This is a genomic window from Neorhizobium fuzhouense, from assembly GCF_042611105.1.
GTDB classification, from domain to species: Bacteria; Pseudomonadota; Alphaproteobacteria; order Rhizobiales; family Rhizobiaceae; genus Neorhizobium; species Neorhizobium galegae_A.
Genome location: NZ_JBHFFP010000002.1, coordinates 79,992 through 96,160 on the forward strand (window position 1 = coordinate 79,992; position 16,169 = coordinate 96,160).

Genomic DNA, 16,169 nt, shown 5'->3' on the forward strand with positions numbered 1-16,169 from the left:
CGTGTACTGCCGGATCGACCCGTGATGTCGGTGCTTCATCCATCAACATGATCCGGCATGGATAAATGTCATGGATTTTCTCTGGGTTGATGTCCAGGGGGCCGCCGTCTGGATGTGGCTCACCTTTCTTGCCATCGTGATTGCTCTGCTTGCATTGGATCTTGGCGTTCTTCACAAGAAGAGCAAGGAGATCGGCATCAAGGAGAGCCTTCTGCTCTCCGGCTTCTACATGACGCTCGGCGTCCTCTTCGGCGGTTTCGTCTGGCTTCAGTTCGGCCAGCAGACCGGCCTTGAATACCTGACCGGCTTCGTCATCGAGAAAAGCCTTGCGATGGACAACATCTTCGTCATCGCGATGATCTTCGGCTATTTCTCTATCCCGCGCGAATACCAGCACCGCGTGCTGCTCTGGGGTATCCTCGGCGTCATCGTGCTGCGCGGCATCATGATCGCAGCGGGTGCGGCCGTCGTCGAAAACTACGGCTGGGTTCTCTATCTCTTTGCCGCCTTCCTCATCATCACCGGCATCAAGATGCTGTTTTCGAGCAGCGAGCCCTATGATGTCGAGGCAAACCCGATCCTGAAGGTGCTGCGCAAGCGCCTGCCGATCACCGAGCGCCTGCATGGCGAAAAATTCTTCGTGCGCCAGACGGACGACAAGACCGGCAAGCTGAAGACCTACCTTACCCCGCTGATGCTGGCGCTGATTCTCATCGAGTTTGCCGATCTGGTCTTTGCGGTCGATTCGATCCCGGCGATCTTTGCCATCACCACGGACCCGTTCATCGTCTACACCTCCAACATTTTTGCGATCCTTGGCCTGCGTGCCCTCTACTTTGCGCTGGCCGCCCTCATCCACCGCTTCGCCTATCTGAAATATGCGCTGTCGGTTGTCCTGATCTTCATCGGCTCGAAAATCTTCCTGGCCGACATATTGGGCCTGGCAAAAATCCCGCCGCTTGTGTCGCTGAGCGTCACGATCGCCATCCTTGCCACCGGCATTATCGGCTCGCTCTGGGCGACCCGCAACACGCCGGCCACGATCGACAACGGCAAGGTCAAGGCCGACAACTAACACTGCCCAGACCTCTTCAAGCCGCGCCGGTTCCCCCGGCGCGGTTTTTTGTTGCCCCGCGTTCACGGCAAGACGTTCACGCCAAGGCGGATGCGGTCTATAGATTGGGCTCGCTCCCATGCCAAAACAGGATGCCGCCCATGTCTCTTCCCACCGATACCGTTCTTGATCGTTTCCTGCGGTATGTCGTCATCGACACCCAGTCGGATGCGACATCAACCACGCAGCCCTCGACGGAAAAGCAGAAGAACCTCGGCCGCATCCTTGAGCAGGAACTGAAGCTGCTTGGCCTTGAGGATGCGCATCTGGACGAGCACGGCAATGTTTATGCGACCGTTCCCGCCAATACCGATAAAGACGTGCCCGTCATCTGCTTCTGCTCGCACATGGATACGGCACCGGATTTTTCCGGCACCGGCGTTAAGCCGCAGATCGTGAAAAACTACCAGGGCGGCGATATCCGCCTTGTCGGTGATACCACGCAGGTGATCCGCGTTTCCGAGCATCCGGAACTTCAGGCACAGATCGGCCATGACATCGTCACCACCGATGGCACGACGCTGCTTGGCGCCGACGACAAGGCGGGCATTGCCGAGATCATGACGGCCGCCCAGTTTCTGCTCGCCAACCCGCAGATCAAGCATGGCGCGGTGAAAATCCTCTTCACCACGGACGAGGAAATCGGCCGCGGCGCCGACAAGGTGGACCTCCAGAAGCTTGGCGCCCGCTTTGCCTATACGCTCGACGGTTCGACCATCGGCGAGATCGAGAACGAGACCTTTTCCGCAGACGGCGTGACCATTGCCATTTCAGGTGTTGCCATGCATCCCGGCACGGCGAAGGGGAAAATGGAAAACGCCATCAAGATCGCAAGCGCCGTCGTCGCCCGCCTGCCGCAGGACCAGGCACCGGAGACCACCGAGGGCAAACAGGGTTTCATCCACCCCGTCGGCATCGAAGGCGCAATGGAAAGCGCCAAGCTCTCCCTCATCATCCGTGATTTCGAGGATGAGGGCCTGGCGGAGAAGGAAGAGCTTTTGAGGGCCATCACCGAAGAGGTCATGACCGACTATCCCGGCTCCACCTACACCTTCACGGTCAGGCAACAATATCGCAACATGAAGCGCGTGCTCGACCAGCATCCGGAAATCATCGAGAACCTGATCGACGCCACCCGACGCGTCGGGCTGGAGCCGCAGATCCACAGCATCCGCGGCGGAACCGATGGATCGCGCCTCTCCTTCATGGGCCTGCCCTGCCCCAACATCTTCACCGGTGGCCATGCCTATCACTCGCCGCTCGAATGGGTGAGCGTTCAGGATATGGAGACGTCGGTGAAGACGATCGTGGAACTGGTGAAGGTGTGGGAAGAACGGGCAGCCTGAGGCTTACGATCCGCGGGCAGCCTTTTCCGGCTGCCCTCAACGGACGTTATTCCGCCGCGAACCGATCGACGCGGGCCGGCTCGTCATCGGTCGCATCCGCCATGCCCGGCGCCGTCTGCACGTCGAGATCCGGGAAGGCGACGATGCGCTTGCCGGAAAAATCCGCATGCACCACGACAAGCCCCTGCTCCTCGAAATAGCCGAGCAGCCGGCGGGCGCGGCGCGCCGAATGCGTGCCATAGGCTTTGGCGATGCGCATGTCGGAGGGGCATGGCTCGCCCAGCAAGGCGGCCTTCGCCATCATCAGGAAGACGCCCTGCAGATCGTCCGACACACGGGCCGACAGCTCGAGCGCCGTCTGCCAGCCGGGGCTCTGGGCGGTATCCTCGTCGACGCCGGCGCGCGAAATCGCCACGCGGCGGCGAAACTCGCCCATCGCCATCGGCGGTCCCGGCAGGCGGCGCATGCGGGCGCGCACCAGGAATTCCTGATAGAGGACCGCATCAGTGCGATAGGCGGCCTGCGGATCGTCGATGATTTCTGACAGCACGGCGGCCACCCGCTCCTCGCGCTCGTCGGCGGTGAGTTCCGGCTGAGACGGGCGCGCGGGATCCGGCGTCATCGGGCTTGCCGCAGGCGTCGAGCGTGACAGTTCGGCCAGGATATCGGTGGTCGGGCGCGGCGCAGGAGGCGCCCGGCGCACGATCGGACGGGTAAATTCTTCCGGGTCGGGCGTGAAGATCAGGTCTTCGACATCGGCCACGCTATCCGGCAGCGGCATCAGTTTGGGCGAGGACGAGCGCGCCGAAGTTTCCACCTCGCCGATGACGATCGGCAGCGGCCGGCGCGAGAGCGCAGGTCCGAGGGCCACGAAATTCCCGCGCTTCAGGTCGCGGAACATTTCCGCCTGCCGGCGATCCATGCCCAGAAGATCGGCGGCGCGCGCCATGTCGATATCGAGGAAGGTGCGGCCCATCAGGAAGTTGGAGGCTTCGGCGGCCACGTTCTTGGCAAGCTTTGCCAGGCGCTGCGTGGCAATCACGCCCGCGAGCCCGCGCTTTCGGCCGCGGCACATCAGGTTGGTCATCGCCGAAAGCGACATCTTGCGGGCATCTTCGGAGACATCGCCGCCGACGGAGGGTGCAAACATCTGCGCCTCGTCGACAACCACCAGAACCGGATACCAATACTCGCGGTCGGCATCGAAGAGGCCGTTCAGAAAGCCGGCGGCAGCCCGCATCTGGTCCTCGATATCGAGGCCTTCCAGTGTGAGTACGCAGGAGACGCGGTGCTGGCGGATGCGGGTGGCGATGCCCAGAAGCTCGGCCTCCGTGCGCTCGCCATCAACGACCACGTGGCCATACTTGTCGGCGAGTGTGACGAAATCGCCTTCGGGATCGATGATCACCTGCTGCACCCAGGGTGCGGACTGCTCCAGCAGGCGACGCAGCAGATGCGACTTGCCGGAGCCGGAATTGCCCTGCACCAGAAGGCGGGTGGCCAGCAGCTCCTCGATATCGAGCTTGGCCGGCTGCCCGCCGGACAGAGTTCCCATATCGATGCCTACCTGCACTGCAAACCTCATCCTCTCTGCGGGCAATGACCCGCTCATCGGCAAGGGCTTTAGCAAATCTTCACCGAGTCGGCGCGCTGAAAGACACGCCCATCAACAGGCAATTCGACAATGTTGCTCAGGCCGTGCGCTTGAAGCCGAATGTCAGCAGCCCTGCCCCGATCATCAGCGAGCCGCCGGTGCGATTGACGATGCGCTGCACCTTCGGCTTGCGGATCGTGTCACGCGCCATGGAGGCCAGCAGCCCGTAGAGCGCGGCGTTGAGGCTGGCGAGAACGAGAAAGGTCGTCTCGAACACCACCATCTGGGCAAACAGCGGCTCATGAAGGTTCAGGAACTGCGGCAGGAAGGCGACGAAGAACACGATGCTTTTCGGGTTGAGCGCGGTAACGACATAGGTGTGCAGGAAGATCTTCAGCGGCTTTTCGTCGGCCGCCTGCGCCTGCTCGGCCGCCTGCCGGTCCGACACCGGCGCCCGCCAGAGCTTGATGCCAAGATAGATCAGATAGGCGGCGCCAACCCATTTCAGCCCGGTAAAGAGAAGCGACGAGGTGGCGAGCAATGCGCCGAGACCGAGCATCGACGCGGTCATGGCGGTAAAATCCCCCAGCGCCACGCCGGCAACCGTTGCCATCGCCACCTTCCGGCCATGCGACAGCGCATAGGAAATCACCAGCAGGATTGTCGGGCCGGGAATGGCCAGAAGCACTGCGGACGCGGCCACAAAGGCAAGCCAGGTTTCAAGCGGCATCGTCTTCCCCCTCTCGATGAAAGACCAGCAAGCCACCGCGGCGACAAAAGCGCAAGTCCCTGCGAGGGCGCTGGCGCCAATCCTTCGACGCGGCTCTATGCGGTTGCGTCATCCTGCCGTAAAATGGCAGCAGTGTTTTCACACGAACCCGGGGACAGGCAGATCGATGGCGCGAACAGACAGGCTTCTCGATCTCCTGCAGATCCTGCGCCGGCACCGGCATCCGGTGAGCGGTGAAGTGCTTGCCGACGAACTTCACGTCTCCATCCGCACGCTCTACCGCGATATCGCCACGCTTCGCGGACAGGGCGCCGATATCCTGGGCGAACCCGGCATGGGCTACGTGCTGAAACCCGGCTTTCTGCTGCCGCCACTGATGTTTTCGCAAGACGAGCTGGAGGCGCTTGTGCTTGGCATGCGCTGGGTGTCGAAGCGCACCGGCGGCGCACTGGGTCAGGCGGCCGACAGCGCGCTCGCCCGCATTGCCGCCGTGCTGCCCGATGAACTGCGGAACCGGCTGGATGATAACCATCTGCTTGTCGGACCGGCCCCAGATTCTGGCACTGATACCGTACTGCTTACCCCGATCCGGCTGGCGATCCGGCGCGAACACACGCTTGCAATGACCTACGAGGATCAGTCCGGCGCGCTGACGCAACGGATCGTGTGGCCCATTGCCCTTGGCTTCTTTGATCATGTGCGGGTGATGATCGCCTGGTGTGAAAAGCGACAGGATTTTCGCCATTTTCGCGCGGATCGCATCGTCAGTCTGGAAGAAACAGGACAACGCTATCCGCGCCGCAAGACGGTGCTGCTGAAGGAATGGCGGGCGTCCCAATCCATCCCCTGAGGCGGGCAAGCCTGCTGCCGGCAGCGATGCATGATCCTGCCACTTTCTGTCAGCAGTCTGATCTACAGGTCTTCTCGTCCACACAGAAGGAGACACTGATGAAACCCGCCAACTTCGTCCTGCTGCATGTTGCTGATCTTGCCGCAAGCGCCGCGTTCTATCACCGGCTGTTCGATCATCGCCCGGTCGAACACTCATCGACCTTTGCCATGTTCGTGATGCCGGGCGGCTTCCGCCTCGGCCTCTGGAAGGCCGACTGCGTATCCCCGAAGACTTCGGGAGACAGCGGAGCCTCGGAAATCGTCTTCACCTGCGATGAGGATGCCGAAGTCGAGGCGGTTCATGCCGACTGGCGCGGCAAGGGCGTTACAATCCTGCAGTCGCCGGAAACGATGGATTTCGGCCACACGTTTACGGCAGAAGATCCTGACGGCCACCGCCTGCGGGTCTATCACGTGGCCGCTAATCCAGCGTGAAGACCGTCATCCGCAAGGCGCTGCCAGCGATAGCGCATATCCGGCGCCCGTTCCTCGTTGCCACGCCCGTCGGTTTCCTCGATCGCCACGAAGCCGTGTTTTTCATAAAACAGGCGGGCGCGGATGTTCTGTTGAAAGGTCCAGAGGTCGAGCAGATCATGCTCGGCCTTGGCCTTTTGGAGCAGGATCGTGCCGATCCCCCGCCCCTGCGCCTGCGGCAGAACATAAAGCTGCTCGATGGCACCTTGGCGGAAGGCGATGACGCCAAGCAGACGCTCAGCGGCCTCGACGCCCCAGACGCAGCACGTGACGAACAGATGTTCGCACCAGTAGGCGCAGTCTTCGGCCGGCGTGTGCAGCCCGGCAAGATCCGGCAATCGCGCATCGAAGGAGGTTCGGTGCACCCGGGCGGCCTTGGCCATGTCGGCAAGGGTCAGTCGTCGAAGGCACGTCATACTGTTGATCTCTTCAGGGTCATGACCGCTTTGATGCGCATCCCCGGCCAGGCTATGGCCGGGGATGCGCGTCCTCAGAGCTTGATCAGCCACAAGGGATGGCGGGGCATCAAGGGCTGCTCCCTCTTCACGTCGAGACCGATGTCCTGACGCATGCGGTCCGAGAGGTATCGGGTGCTGTTGACGCGTTCGCGCCTTCTCCACACCACCATGGCGACGGTGCCGAGAAGGCGCCATATGCCGACATGCGACAGAAGGTCCTCGACCTTCGAGAACAGGCTTTGCTCAACCACTGATTGATTTTTAGACATAGAGGTTCCGCCCCGGCGCCATGAGGCCGCCAGGTCCTTTCGAGGTTTGAAAAGACGCAAGGCGCTGCAGACAGGAACCCCACGGATTCCGGGCGTCAACAGGTTACGTCATGCAGGTTGGAGAAACGCCAAACGGCCGGGATTTAGGGCCTTATCAGGCCTGGAGACCGTAATGTGGGTGTAGGCCCGCGACACGCGGCAACACCGTTACGGACACACCGCGAGAGAGGCGCATATACGCTGAAATGGTCTTCATCGGTCGCCTCCTGTGTTTGAAATTGCGGATGGCGGCAAAATGCCACGGCTCCAAAAGCCAGACAAGCACACAATTTCGAATTGCAGAGATTTACTCATATTTGTTGCTGAAAGGCAACAAAGGCAAGCGAGGCTCAGAGAACGCGCAGTCCAAAGCCCTGCATCAGCCGCCGCGTTGAAAAATCCGGCTGGCCGGAGGTGAAGACAGCAAAATCCGCCTCCTCCGGATGCACCGCCCCCTCGGTGAGCGGCACGAGCCGGCGGGCCTGGCGGGCAATCGCCTCGGCCGGATCGAGCCAGTCGACCGGCCACGGCGCAAGACGGCGAAAGACATTGGCCATGAACGGATAATGCGTGCAGGCAAGCACGACGATATCGGTGCGGGCTTCGTCCTTCTCGACAAAGCAAGGCGCGATCTCCGCCTTGACAGCCGCATCATCCAGCGCATCGCCGCGTATATAGGCTTCCGCCATGCGCGCGAGGTTTTCAGAGCCGACCAGCCGCACATGGCACTGGCTGGCGAAGGACTGGATGAGATCGCGCGTATAGGCGCGCCTGACGGTGCCGGGCGTTGCAAGCACGGAGACAAGCCGCGAGCGTGTGCGCTCGGAAGCCGGCTTGATGGCCGGCACCGTGCCGACGAAGGTCATCTGCGGAAATGCGGCTCTCAATGCGGCACCGGCAAGCGTGAAGGCCGTGTTGCAGGCAATCACGCAGATTTCAGGCTCATAAGTGTCCAGCAGATCGGCAAACAAGGACAGAATGCGCGCCTGAAGCGCTGCCTCCTCCCAGCCGCCATAGGGAAAGCCCATGTCATCGGCCACATAGATGAAACCGCGCTCCGGCATGAGAACGCGCGCCTCGCGCAGGACTGTCAGGCCGCCAATGCCGGAATCGAACACCAGCACGGGCTTTGCTGTGGCGGGCTCCCTGGCCTGCGTGTCATCATTCGGATGCCGTGTCATTCCCGTCATCCTGCCCCTCGCCCGATTGCGGCCCCTTGCCCTTGGCCCAGCGTCGCGAGAAGCGATCGAGCGAGGTGAACACGCCCCGCAGGAGACTGATTTCCGGCTCGGTAAATCCCGGCCGGGACAGCACGGCGCGCAGGTTGTCGATCATCTTCGGCTTCTTCGTCAACGGGTGGAAGTAATTGCGCGCGTCGAGCGCCTCCTCCACCTGCTCGATCATGCCCAGAAGCTGCGATTTCGTGGCAGGCTTCTGATCCACCTGCTGGAAGGGCGTCGCTTCCACATCCTCCATGCCGCTTTTCATCCATTCATAGGACATCAGAAGCACGGCCTGGGCAATGTTGAGCGAGGCAAAGGCGGGATTGACGGGAAACGTCACGATCTCGTCGGCAAGCGCCACTTCCTCGTTGGTCAGCCCCCAGCGTTCGCGCCCGAACAGGATGCCGGTCTTTTCGCCAGCGCCGAAGCGGGCGCGCAGCGTGGCGGCGGCCGTCACAGGCGCGCGCACGGGCTTGAAGCCGTCCCGGTTGCGCGCGGTCGTCGCATAGACGAAATTGAGGTCGGCAACGGCCTCTTCCAGCGTTGCAAACACCGTGGTGCCAGCAATCACATGGTCGGCCTTGGCGGCGGCGGCCTCAGCCTTTTCGTTCGGCCAGCCATCGCGCGGATTGACGAGCCTCAGTTCCGCCAGCCCGAAATTGGCCATGGCGCGAGCCACCATGCCGATATTCTCGCCAAGTTGCGGCTCGACGAGAATGACCGCCGGGCCTTCGGCAAGAAGGATGCGTTCGCTATTGGTGCCTGCCATGGTCGTCCTGTCCGATCTGCGAGTGCTGCGGGCGCTATATCGCCCTCCGGCCGCCAACTGCAAGCATTAAGCCTGTGGATCCTGCCATCAGCTGGACAGGCGCAGAAGCGTAATGCCGATCATGTCGAGGCCCTGCTTTGCGCCGCGACTGAGGCTCGGCAGATGGTCGAGAACCTCCCGTCGCGCCTTGAACCCCTCGTAGAACGGCTTTGCCCGCACCTCGCGCGCGGCCGGCAGCTTGGCGATCAGATCGTCGATCACCGCCCGGTCGCGCTCCGGCATGGCCAGTTCCGGCAGCGTCTGGCCGCGTGCAAACATGCGCGCCCAATAGGTACAGGCCAGAAACACCGCAAGCGTCTGGCGCACATGCCCGGGCTTCGTGACGATGGACCAGGCGGCGCCCAGCGGGCGGGCGGCCTGGGAAAGTTCCGCATAGGCCATGTCCAGCCGGCGCGAGCGCTCGATCAGTTCCGCGCCCGGCGCGCCGTTGCGGGCGGCGTTGAGCAGATCGCCTAGAACGTCGTACCAGCGGGCAAGCACCAGTTCCAGCGTCTCGCGGGTGCGCGAGGGAAACACCACGAAGGCAACGGCCGTGCCGGCCACCGCCCCGATCAGCGTTTCCTCGACACGCAGCAGCAGAAGCTGATGGGTGAGGACACCGATCAGGCCATAGATCACGCAGATCACGATCGACAGGAAGAAGGTCATCACCGCATAGGAGGCCTGCAAGGCATAGAAGGCGAGAAAGATGCCGATTCCGGCGACAATGATGCTTCCGGTCAGATCGCCCTGCAGCATCGAGGCGAGGAAAAGGCCGACGCCGATGCCGGCCAGCGTCCCCGTCGATCTTTGCAGCGCCCGCACGGCCGTATCGCCGCGCGACTTCGTGTTGGTGAATACAAGGAAGGCCGTCAGCACCGCCCAGAACCAGCGCTCGCGTGACAGCATCAGGCCGAAGACCATGGCAATGCCGGAGGCGATGGTGATCTGGAGCGCGGCGCGCACCAACGGGTTGTTCAGCGAGAAATCGCGGGGCTGGCGCTGGCGGCCTTCGCGCGTCGGCGACAGCGAGCGGAATTGGTCGCGCGAGCCCTGTTCAATAAGCGCTGCAAAACGCACCCGGATCCGGTGCAGGAGTGCGAAGACGGAGATGTTTTCGCGCAGATGCCGGTCCGGCGTGTCATCCACGATGCTCGTCCATTCGGCAACAGCCTCGTCCTTGCCTTCCAGCACCGCATGGACAAGGCCGAAGGGGGCCGAATTGTAGACGCTGAGAACCACGGCACTTTCGGTTGCCAGGTGCAGGTCGAAAATCGCCATGGCGATGTCCATGACGTTCTGGTCGCTCTCGTCCAGCGTGCCGTCGCTGCTACGCGGAAGAAGCGCTTCCGCCATCAGCGAGACTTCCTTCAGCCGTTCCTGCAGCGCAATCAGCTCGGCGCGGTCCTCGTCCAGCGTCACCTGCGCGCGCGCCAGAAGTGCCAGCCGCACCAGGATGTCGTTGACGCGCCCCTGCATGGCAATCATCGCCTGCAACAGGTCACGGCCGCGATCGTCAGGCAGCAGCAGCGTGCGCACGACGTGTCCCATGAGCACGGCAACCACAAGCGCAAAGGCGGCAAGCGGCAGTTCGTCCAGCCCCGGCCGCAGATAGGCACTGAGGAAATAGGAGGTGAAGGCGAACATGCCGATGGCAAAGCCGCGCGGACCATAGACGCGCGCAAGGCTTGCGAGAAACACGATGGCCAGGAATGCGAGATCGGAGAGGTAGCGGTGATCCTCCAGCGAGCTTGCCAGCGCAATGCTGCCAAGGCTCGCCAGCCCTCCGAGAAGCCGCGTCACCATCTGGCCGCGGGGCGTGCGATCGCGCACCGCAACGCCGCCCTCGATGGAGAGGATGATCGCAAGTCCGAAGGCCATGGGCGGCAGCGGCAACAACAAGCGGTGGATGGCGACCAAGGCCGCCACCGAAAGCCCGATGCCAAGCGTCACACGACCGCCCATTCTGGCGCGCGACAGGGCCGGATCGATCGAATGAAGCCAGTCGATCAGGGAGATTCTCGATGCCATATCGTCTTTTGTGCCATGTGCTGTTGAACGCGACGGCCCGTCAGCCCGTCGCGCATTGGAAATCGCGCCTCCCCTCGACGCGGGGGGATCGCGCCCCTGCGCGACGCCGGCCAAGCCGACGTTAAAATACTACTGCTGGCCTTTTGCCAGGCTTTGCATTTCCGCAATCACCGAATCGCGCTCATTGTCGGCAACGCGGTGAATATCATCGATGACCGGCTTGCCGCCTTCCGTCACGACATCGAAATCGACCTCGCTCACGGAGTTCTTGATATCCTCCTCATCGATGCAGGTCCACTGCTTGAAGCGCACCTTCACCGGCGTCACGCCATCCTTTGCGGCGGCTGGAACGATGGATATATCCTGCAACGGGCAGCCGTCTTGCGAATTCGTCACCACGTCATAGCCGAAGGGATCACCCGGCTCATTGTTCTCGGTGTCATAGGCCGGATGCTTGGCCGCTTCCTTGTAGGCGGCCTGAAACCGCTTGCTGAACAGTTTGGCAAGCGGATCCGGATCGAAAATGAATTTCCAGCCCGCATCGACACTTTCCCAGTTCGTCTTGGTGATGGCCATCACCTGGCGCACGGGCTCTGCGACGTCCGCGGCGCCCGCGGTTTCGGTGATGGTGACGGTGGCAAAAGCTGCGAAAAAGAAGGCGAGCGGTGCGGTCCGCATGTGCGTGGTGTCCCTGAGTGGCGGTGCCCGGAGATTATCCGGGCCGGTTGATTTGACAATGGCAATTGTTCCACCACGGCTTTGCGTTCGGCTGCGGCAATGCTATAGCGCACGGGACTTCATTCCATCCTATAGGGGCTTCGGTCCCGTCCATCAAAGAGGCTGATACATGAACAAGATCAAGGTTGCCAACCCGGTCGTCGATCTCGACGGCGACGAGATGACCCGCATCATCTGGCAGTTCATCAAGGAAAAGCTGATCCTGCCCTACCTCGATCTCGATATCGAATATTACGACCTCTCGGTGGAAAACCGCGATGCCACCAACGACCAGGTGACGGTCGATGCCGCCCACGCCATCAAGAAGCACGGCGTCGGCATCAAGTGCGCGACCATCACGCCGGACGAAGCCCGCGTGAAGGAATTCAACCTCAAGGAAATGTGGAAGAGCCCGAACGGCACGATCCGCAACATCCTGGGCGGCGTGATCTTCCGCGAGCCGATCATCTGCAAGAACGTGCCGCGCCTCGTTCCCGGCTGGACCAAGCCGATCGTCGTCGGCCGTCATGCCTTCGGCGACCAGTACAAGGCAACCGATTTCAAGTTCCCCGGCAAGGGCAAGCTGACGATCAAGTTCGTCGGTGAAGACGGCGAAGTCATCGAAAAGGAAGTTTACAACGCACCGGGCGCCGGCGTGGCGCTTGCCATGTACAACCTCGACGAGTCGATCCGGGAATTTGCCCGCGCCTCGATGATGTACGGCCTGATGCGCAAGTGGCCGGTCTACCTGTCGACGAAGAACACCATCCTGAAGGCCTATGACGGCCGCTTCAAGGACATCTTCGAAGAAGTCTACCAGACCGAGTTCAAGGCGAAGTTCGACGAAGTCGGTATCGTCTACGAACACCGCCTGATCGACGACATGGTTGCCTCGGCCCTGAAGTGGTCCGGCGGCTACGTCTGGGCCTGCAAGAACTATGACGGCGACGTGCAGTCCGACACGGTTGCTCAAGGGTTTGGCTCGCTCGGCCTGATGACCTCTGTTCTGCTCTCGCCCGATGGCCGCACGGTCGAAGCCGAAGCTGCTCACGGCACGGTGACGCGCCACTACCGCCAGCACCAGAAGGGTCAGGAAACCTCGACCAACTCGATCGCCTCGATCTTCGCCTGGACCCGTGGCCTCGCCCACCGCGCCAAGCTGGACGACAATGCGGAACTTGCAAAGTTCGCCTCGACGCTGGAAACGGTCTGCATCGACACCGTCGAAGCCGGCTACATGACCAAGGACCTGGCACTCCTCATCGGCCCCGATCAGCCGTGGCTCTCCACCACCGCCTTCCTCGACAAGGTGGACGAGAACCTGCGCGCCGCCATGGCCGCCTGAGCCATCGCAGCCTGAATGCCTTTCTGAAACCCGGCCTTGTGCCGGGTTTCTTTTTTCCGCGGCGTTTCCAGGGCTGCGTCAATGCACCCGTCCGCATCACCGTTTTGCCCATCGGCTCCCATCGCAGCAGCGGAACCGAATTCGCCTTTGCAGTTGGACGCCAAGCCGGCTCGTGGTAATGACCCGGCCATGAACACGACCTCCTTTTCCCCCATTCATGTCATTGGCGGCGGCCTTGCAGGCTCCGAAGCCGCCTGGCAGATCGCCGAAGCCGGCGTGCCCGTCATCCTGCACGAGATGCGTGGCGTGCGCGGCACGGATGCCCACAAGGGCGACGGGCTTGCCGAACTCGTCTGCTCCAATTCGTTCCGCTCCGACGATGCAACGGCCAATGCGGTCGGCGTCATCCATGCGGAAATGCGGATGGCCGGCTCACTGATCATGGCCTGCGCCGACCGCCACCAGGTGCCGGCCGGCGGGGCGCTTGCCGTCGACCGCGACGGGTTTTCCGATGCGGTGACGCAGGCCCTGCATGAGCATCCGCTGATCACGGTTATACGCGAGGAAGTGCAGGGCCTGCCGCCCGCCGACTGGGACCTGACGGTGATTGCGACCGGCCCCCTCACCTCACCGGCACTGGCTGCAGGCATCCAGAGCGAGACCGGAAAGGACGCGCTCGCCTTCTTCGATGCCATCGCGCCGATCGTCCACCGCGATTCGATCGACATGGACATCTGCTGGTACCAGTCGCGCTACGACAAGGTCGGCCCCGGAGGCAACGGCCGCGACTATATCAACTGCCCGCTCGACAAGGACCAGTACGATGCCTTCGTCGATGCCCTGATTGCCGGCGACACGGTGGGTTTCAAGGAATGGGAAGGCACGCCCTATTTCGACGGCTGCTTGCCGATCGAGGTGATGGCCGAGCGCGGTCGCGAAACGCTGCGCCATGGGCCAATGAAGCCGATGGGGCTCACCAATTCCCATAACCCGACGGTCAAGGCCTATGCGGTGGTGCAGCTGCGCCAGGACAATGCGCTCGGCACGCTCTACAACATGGTCGGCTTCCAGACGAAGCTGAAATACGGCGCGCAGGCGGAAATCTTCCGGATGATCCCGGGTCTGCAGAACGCCGAATTTGCACGGCTCGGCGGCCTGCATCGCAACACCTATATCCACTCCCCGACCCTGCTCGACCACAGCCTTACCCTGAAGAGCCGGCCGGGCCTGCGCTTTGCGGGCCAGATCACCGGCTGCGAAGGCTATGTGGAAAGTGCCGCAATCGGGTTGCTCGCCGGCCGCTTTGCCAGCGCCGAGCGCAAGGGCGACAGGATTTCCACCCCGCCCGCCACCACAGCACTGGGCGCCCTGTTGAACCACATCACCGGCGGCCATATCGTCTCCGAGGATGAGCCGGGAAAACGTTCTTTCCAGCCGATGAACATCAATTTCGGCCTGTTTCCCGATCTTGCCCCCGGCTCCATCGTGCGCCCGGAAGGGCTGAAGCGCTTTCGCGGCAAGGACAAGACGATCATGAAACGCCAGCTGATGGCGCGTCGAGCGCTTGCCGATTGCGCCGCCTGGCTCGGCAAGCCGGCGCCGGTCGTGGACGCGGCCGCCGTCGAAGAGGAAGACGCGGTCGTCTGACCCCTGTCTGACAAGGGTCGGGCCGAAGGGCCCGCCTCAGCGGCTCTCTTCCAGCTGCTGCAGTTCCGGTGCCACGTAATTTCCAAGCAGCCAGAGCGAAACTTCGGCCGCTTCCTGCGCCGTCGAAAAGACAAAGCTGTCGTCCTGGCCCGGTGCGTCGAGAAACTGGATGGTGAGGCCCCGATCACTCTCCATCGGCGTCACCCGCACGCGCCCCGGCTGGATCAGGTGGCAGGCATAGTGGGAGCGGCGGTTGCGCATGATGCCCGCCTTGTTGTCGTGCAGGCGCACGAATATGGCCGAACCGTCCTCGGTCTCATGCAGGTTGCGGATCGCCTCGGTCGGATAGGCGCGGCCGAATTCCAGGATGGCCATGCTCGGATCATGCCGATCGGCGTCCTCCCGCTCGCGGGCCATGCGCGTCGCATAATAGGCAATCAGAATGACCAGAAGGCCGATGATCGACCAGATTGCCAGTGCCACAGTGTTCTCCTGCTCAGGCCAGCCTTGGGCTGCATATCGCAGACCGTCACGAGGTCCGGATTAGCCGGCGAGGCTTGCGCCAGCGTGACAGCAGATAGAATGGATCAGATTTTCTTCAAGACAAGCGTGCGCGCCATGCGCAGCTGTCGGCGCCACTGCGCCTGCTGCAAACCGGCCGTGAGAACACCCGCCTTCAGCTTGACGGCACGCCGCAGCACCGGCTCGACAATGGCCGCCGGCAGGAAGGCGGGAAGCACCGGCGCCGGGATCTGACCGGCCTTGCGGGCCTTTTCCAGGTGATCGAGGCCAAGCCCCGCAAACGCCTCGATGGCGTGGCCGATATTGTCGCTGTGCCCACCGGCCAGAAACCGGTCCCGGTCAAGCCCGGTGGCGGTGAGGATATCCTGCGGAAGATAGAGCTGGCCGCGCCGCTGGTGCAGCGGCATCAGCATCAGAAGCCCGGCAATTGCCTGAGCGACCCCGGCATGCCCGGCAATTTCCGAACTTGCCATGGCAGAGGGTGCGTCGAGCACAAGGCCTGCAAGCTGGATCAGGGCGGAAGCGGTTTCCCCGGCATAGCCTTCGAGCGCATGGCGGTCCGGCATCGGGTCATCATAGAGATCGAACACCCGGGCTTCGATCATCGCCAGAAGCACCGTGCGCGGCAGGCTGTAGCGCTCGATGGTGTCCATCAGGGCAGCCGCCACCGGATTGGCGCTTGCCTCGCCCTTGGCATCGCCCTCCAGCAGGTCACGCCACCATTGCAGGCGGATCTCGCCGGCAAGCGGTTGCTGGGTGACATCGCGCACGCGCGCAATTTCGGCGTGGAAGGCATAGAGGGCCGCCAGCGCCCCGCGCTTGTCTTCCGGCGACAGGAGACAGGCAAGGTAACGGTCGCGGTCGGTCTCCCGCAGTGTCGACAGGCAGATCTGGAAATTATCGGTTGGCGCAGCCGTCACATCGGTCTCCGAACCCTGGGGTCTCCGAACCCTTAAAGTTT

16 protein-coding genes are annotated in these 16,169 nt (G+C 62.5%); 6 read left to right on the plus strand and 10 right to left on the minus strand.

All coding sequences use genetic code 11. From position 1 onward, the window contains the following. Window positions 1-70 precede the first annotated feature (70 nt). Window positions 71-1,075 (plus strand): TerC family protein, encoded by a 1,005-nt coding sequence (locus tag ACEXP3_RS04245; protein WP_377296162.1) that lies wholly within the window; start codon window positions 71-73, stop codon window positions 1,073-1,075. A 140-nt stretch (window positions 1,076-1,215) separates the two neighbouring features. Further along, window positions 1,216-2,460 carry a peptidase T gene (gene pepT, locus ACEXP3_RS04250; RefSeq protein ID WP_377296163.1) on the plus strand — a complete coding sequence of 415 codons (1,245 nt, stop codon included), beginning with the start codon at window positions 1,216-1,218 and terminating at the stop codon, window positions 2,458-2,460. 46 nt (window positions 2,461-2,506) lie between these two features. On the opposite strand, the gene ACEXP3_RS04255 is transcribed toward pepT, so the two are convergent. Further along, the gene (locus ACEXP3_RS04255) at window positions 2,507-4,033 is read right to left on the minus strand and encodes a helicase HerA domain-containing protein (RefSeq protein ID WP_377296164.1); all 1,527 of its coding nucleotides are present in this window, start codon (window positions 4,031-4,033) and stop codon (window positions 2,507-2,509) included. A 118-nt stretch (window positions 4,034-4,151) separates the two neighbouring features. Further along, entirely contained in the window at window positions 4,152-4,784 is a 633-nt protein-coding gene (locus ACEXP3_RS04260; protein WP_377296165.1) for a LysE family translocator, read from the minus strand. A gap of 166 nt (window positions 4,785-4,950) precedes the next feature. Here ACEXP3_RS04260 and ACEXP3_RS04265 point away from each other — a divergent pair, with 166 nt between their 5' ends. Continuing rightward, window positions 4,951-5,634, plus strand: a complete 684-nt coding sequence (locus ACEXP3_RS04265; protein WP_377296166.1) for a helix-turn-helix transcriptional regulator — start codon at window positions 4,951-4,953, stop codon at window positions 5,632-5,634. Window positions 5,635-5,732: 98 nt separating this feature from the next. After that, window positions 5,733-6,110, plus strand: coding sequence for a VOC family protein (locus ACEXP3_RS04270; protein WP_377296167.1), 378 nt, complete (start codon window positions 5,733-5,735; stop codon window positions 6,108-6,110). Here the strand turns inward: ACEXP3_RS04270 and ACEXP3_RS04275 are convergent. From ACEXP3_RS04275 to ACEXP3_RS04300, 6 genes are all read right to left on the minus strand, one after another. Beyond that, entirely contained in the window at window positions 6,086-6,565 is a 480-nt protein-coding gene (locus tag ACEXP3_RS04275; RefSeq protein WP_377296168.1) for a GNAT family N-acetyltransferase, read from the minus strand. The genes ACEXP3_RS04270 and ACEXP3_RS04275 overlap by 25 nt on opposite strands. Before the next feature lie 74 nt (window positions 6,566-6,639). Next, a complete protein-coding gene (locus ACEXP3_RS04280; protein WP_377296169.1) occupies window positions 6,640-6,858 on the minus strand; it encodes a DUF1127 domain-containing protein in 219 nt (72 codons plus the stop codon). Window positions 6,859-7,265: 407 nt separating this feature from the next. After that, a complete protein-coding gene (gene murI, locus ACEXP3_RS04285) occupies window positions 7,266-8,096 on the minus strand; it encodes a glutamate racemase (RefSeq protein WP_377296170.1) in 831 nt (276 codons plus the stop codon). Then, window positions 8,077-8,907 (minus strand): RNA methyltransferase, encoded by an 831-nt coding sequence (locus ACEXP3_RS04290; protein ID WP_377296171.1) that lies wholly within the window; start codon window positions 8,905-8,907, stop codon window positions 8,077-8,079. Before ACEXP3_RS04290 ends, murI begins: the two co-directional genes overlap by 20 nt. 87 nt (window positions 8,908-8,994) lie before the next feature. After that, window positions 8,995-10,977, minus strand: a complete 1,983-nt coding sequence (locus ACEXP3_RS04295; protein WP_377296172.1) for an FUSC family protein — start codon at window positions 10,975-10,977, stop codon at window positions 8,995-8,997. A 129-nt stretch (window positions 10,978-11,106) separates the two neighbouring features. Then, window positions 11,107-11,655 carry a hypothetical protein gene (locus ACEXP3_RS04300; protein ID WP_377296173.1) on the minus strand — a complete coding sequence of 183 codons (549 nt, stop codon included), beginning with the start codon at window positions 11,653-11,655 and terminating at the stop codon, window positions 11,107-11,109. Window positions 11,656-11,824: 169 nt separating this feature from the next. On the opposite strand from ACEXP3_RS04300, the gene ACEXP3_RS04305 reads away from it, so the two are divergent. Then, window positions 11,825-13,039: an NADP-dependent isocitrate dehydrogenase gene (locus ACEXP3_RS04305; RefSeq protein WP_210104645.1), complete on the plus strand. Its 1,215-nt coding sequence runs from the start codon at window positions 11,825-11,827 to the stop codon at window positions 13,037-13,039. Window positions 13,040-13,228: 189 nt separating this feature from the next. Continuing rightward, window positions 13,229-14,686: a methylenetetrahydrofolate--tRNA-(uracil(54)-C(5))-methyltransferase (FADH(2)-oxidizing) TrmFO gene (trmFO, locus tag ACEXP3_RS04310; RefSeq protein WP_377296174.1), complete on the plus strand. Its 1,458-nt coding sequence runs from the start codon at window positions 13,229-13,231 to the stop codon at window positions 14,684-14,686. 36 nt (window positions 14,687-14,722) lie between these two features. Here trmFO and ACEXP3_RS04315 read toward each other — a convergent pair whose 3' ends face one another. Together ACEXP3_RS04315 and ACEXP3_RS04320 are read right to left on the minus strand one after the other, a co-directional pair. After that, on the minus strand, window positions 14,723-15,169 hold the full coding sequence (locus ACEXP3_RS04315) for a hypothetical protein (protein ID WP_377296175.1): 447 nt from the start codon (window positions 15,167-15,169) through the stop codon (window positions 14,723-14,725). A gap of 104 nt (window positions 15,170-15,273) precedes the next feature. Then, window positions 15,274-16,128 carry a phytoene/squalene synthase family protein gene (locus ACEXP3_RS04320; protein WP_377296176.1) on the minus strand — a complete coding sequence of 285 codons (855 nt, stop codon included), beginning with the start codon at window positions 16,126-16,128 and terminating at the stop codon, window positions 15,274-15,276. Between the last annotated feature and the right edge of the window lie 41 nt (window positions 16,129-16,169).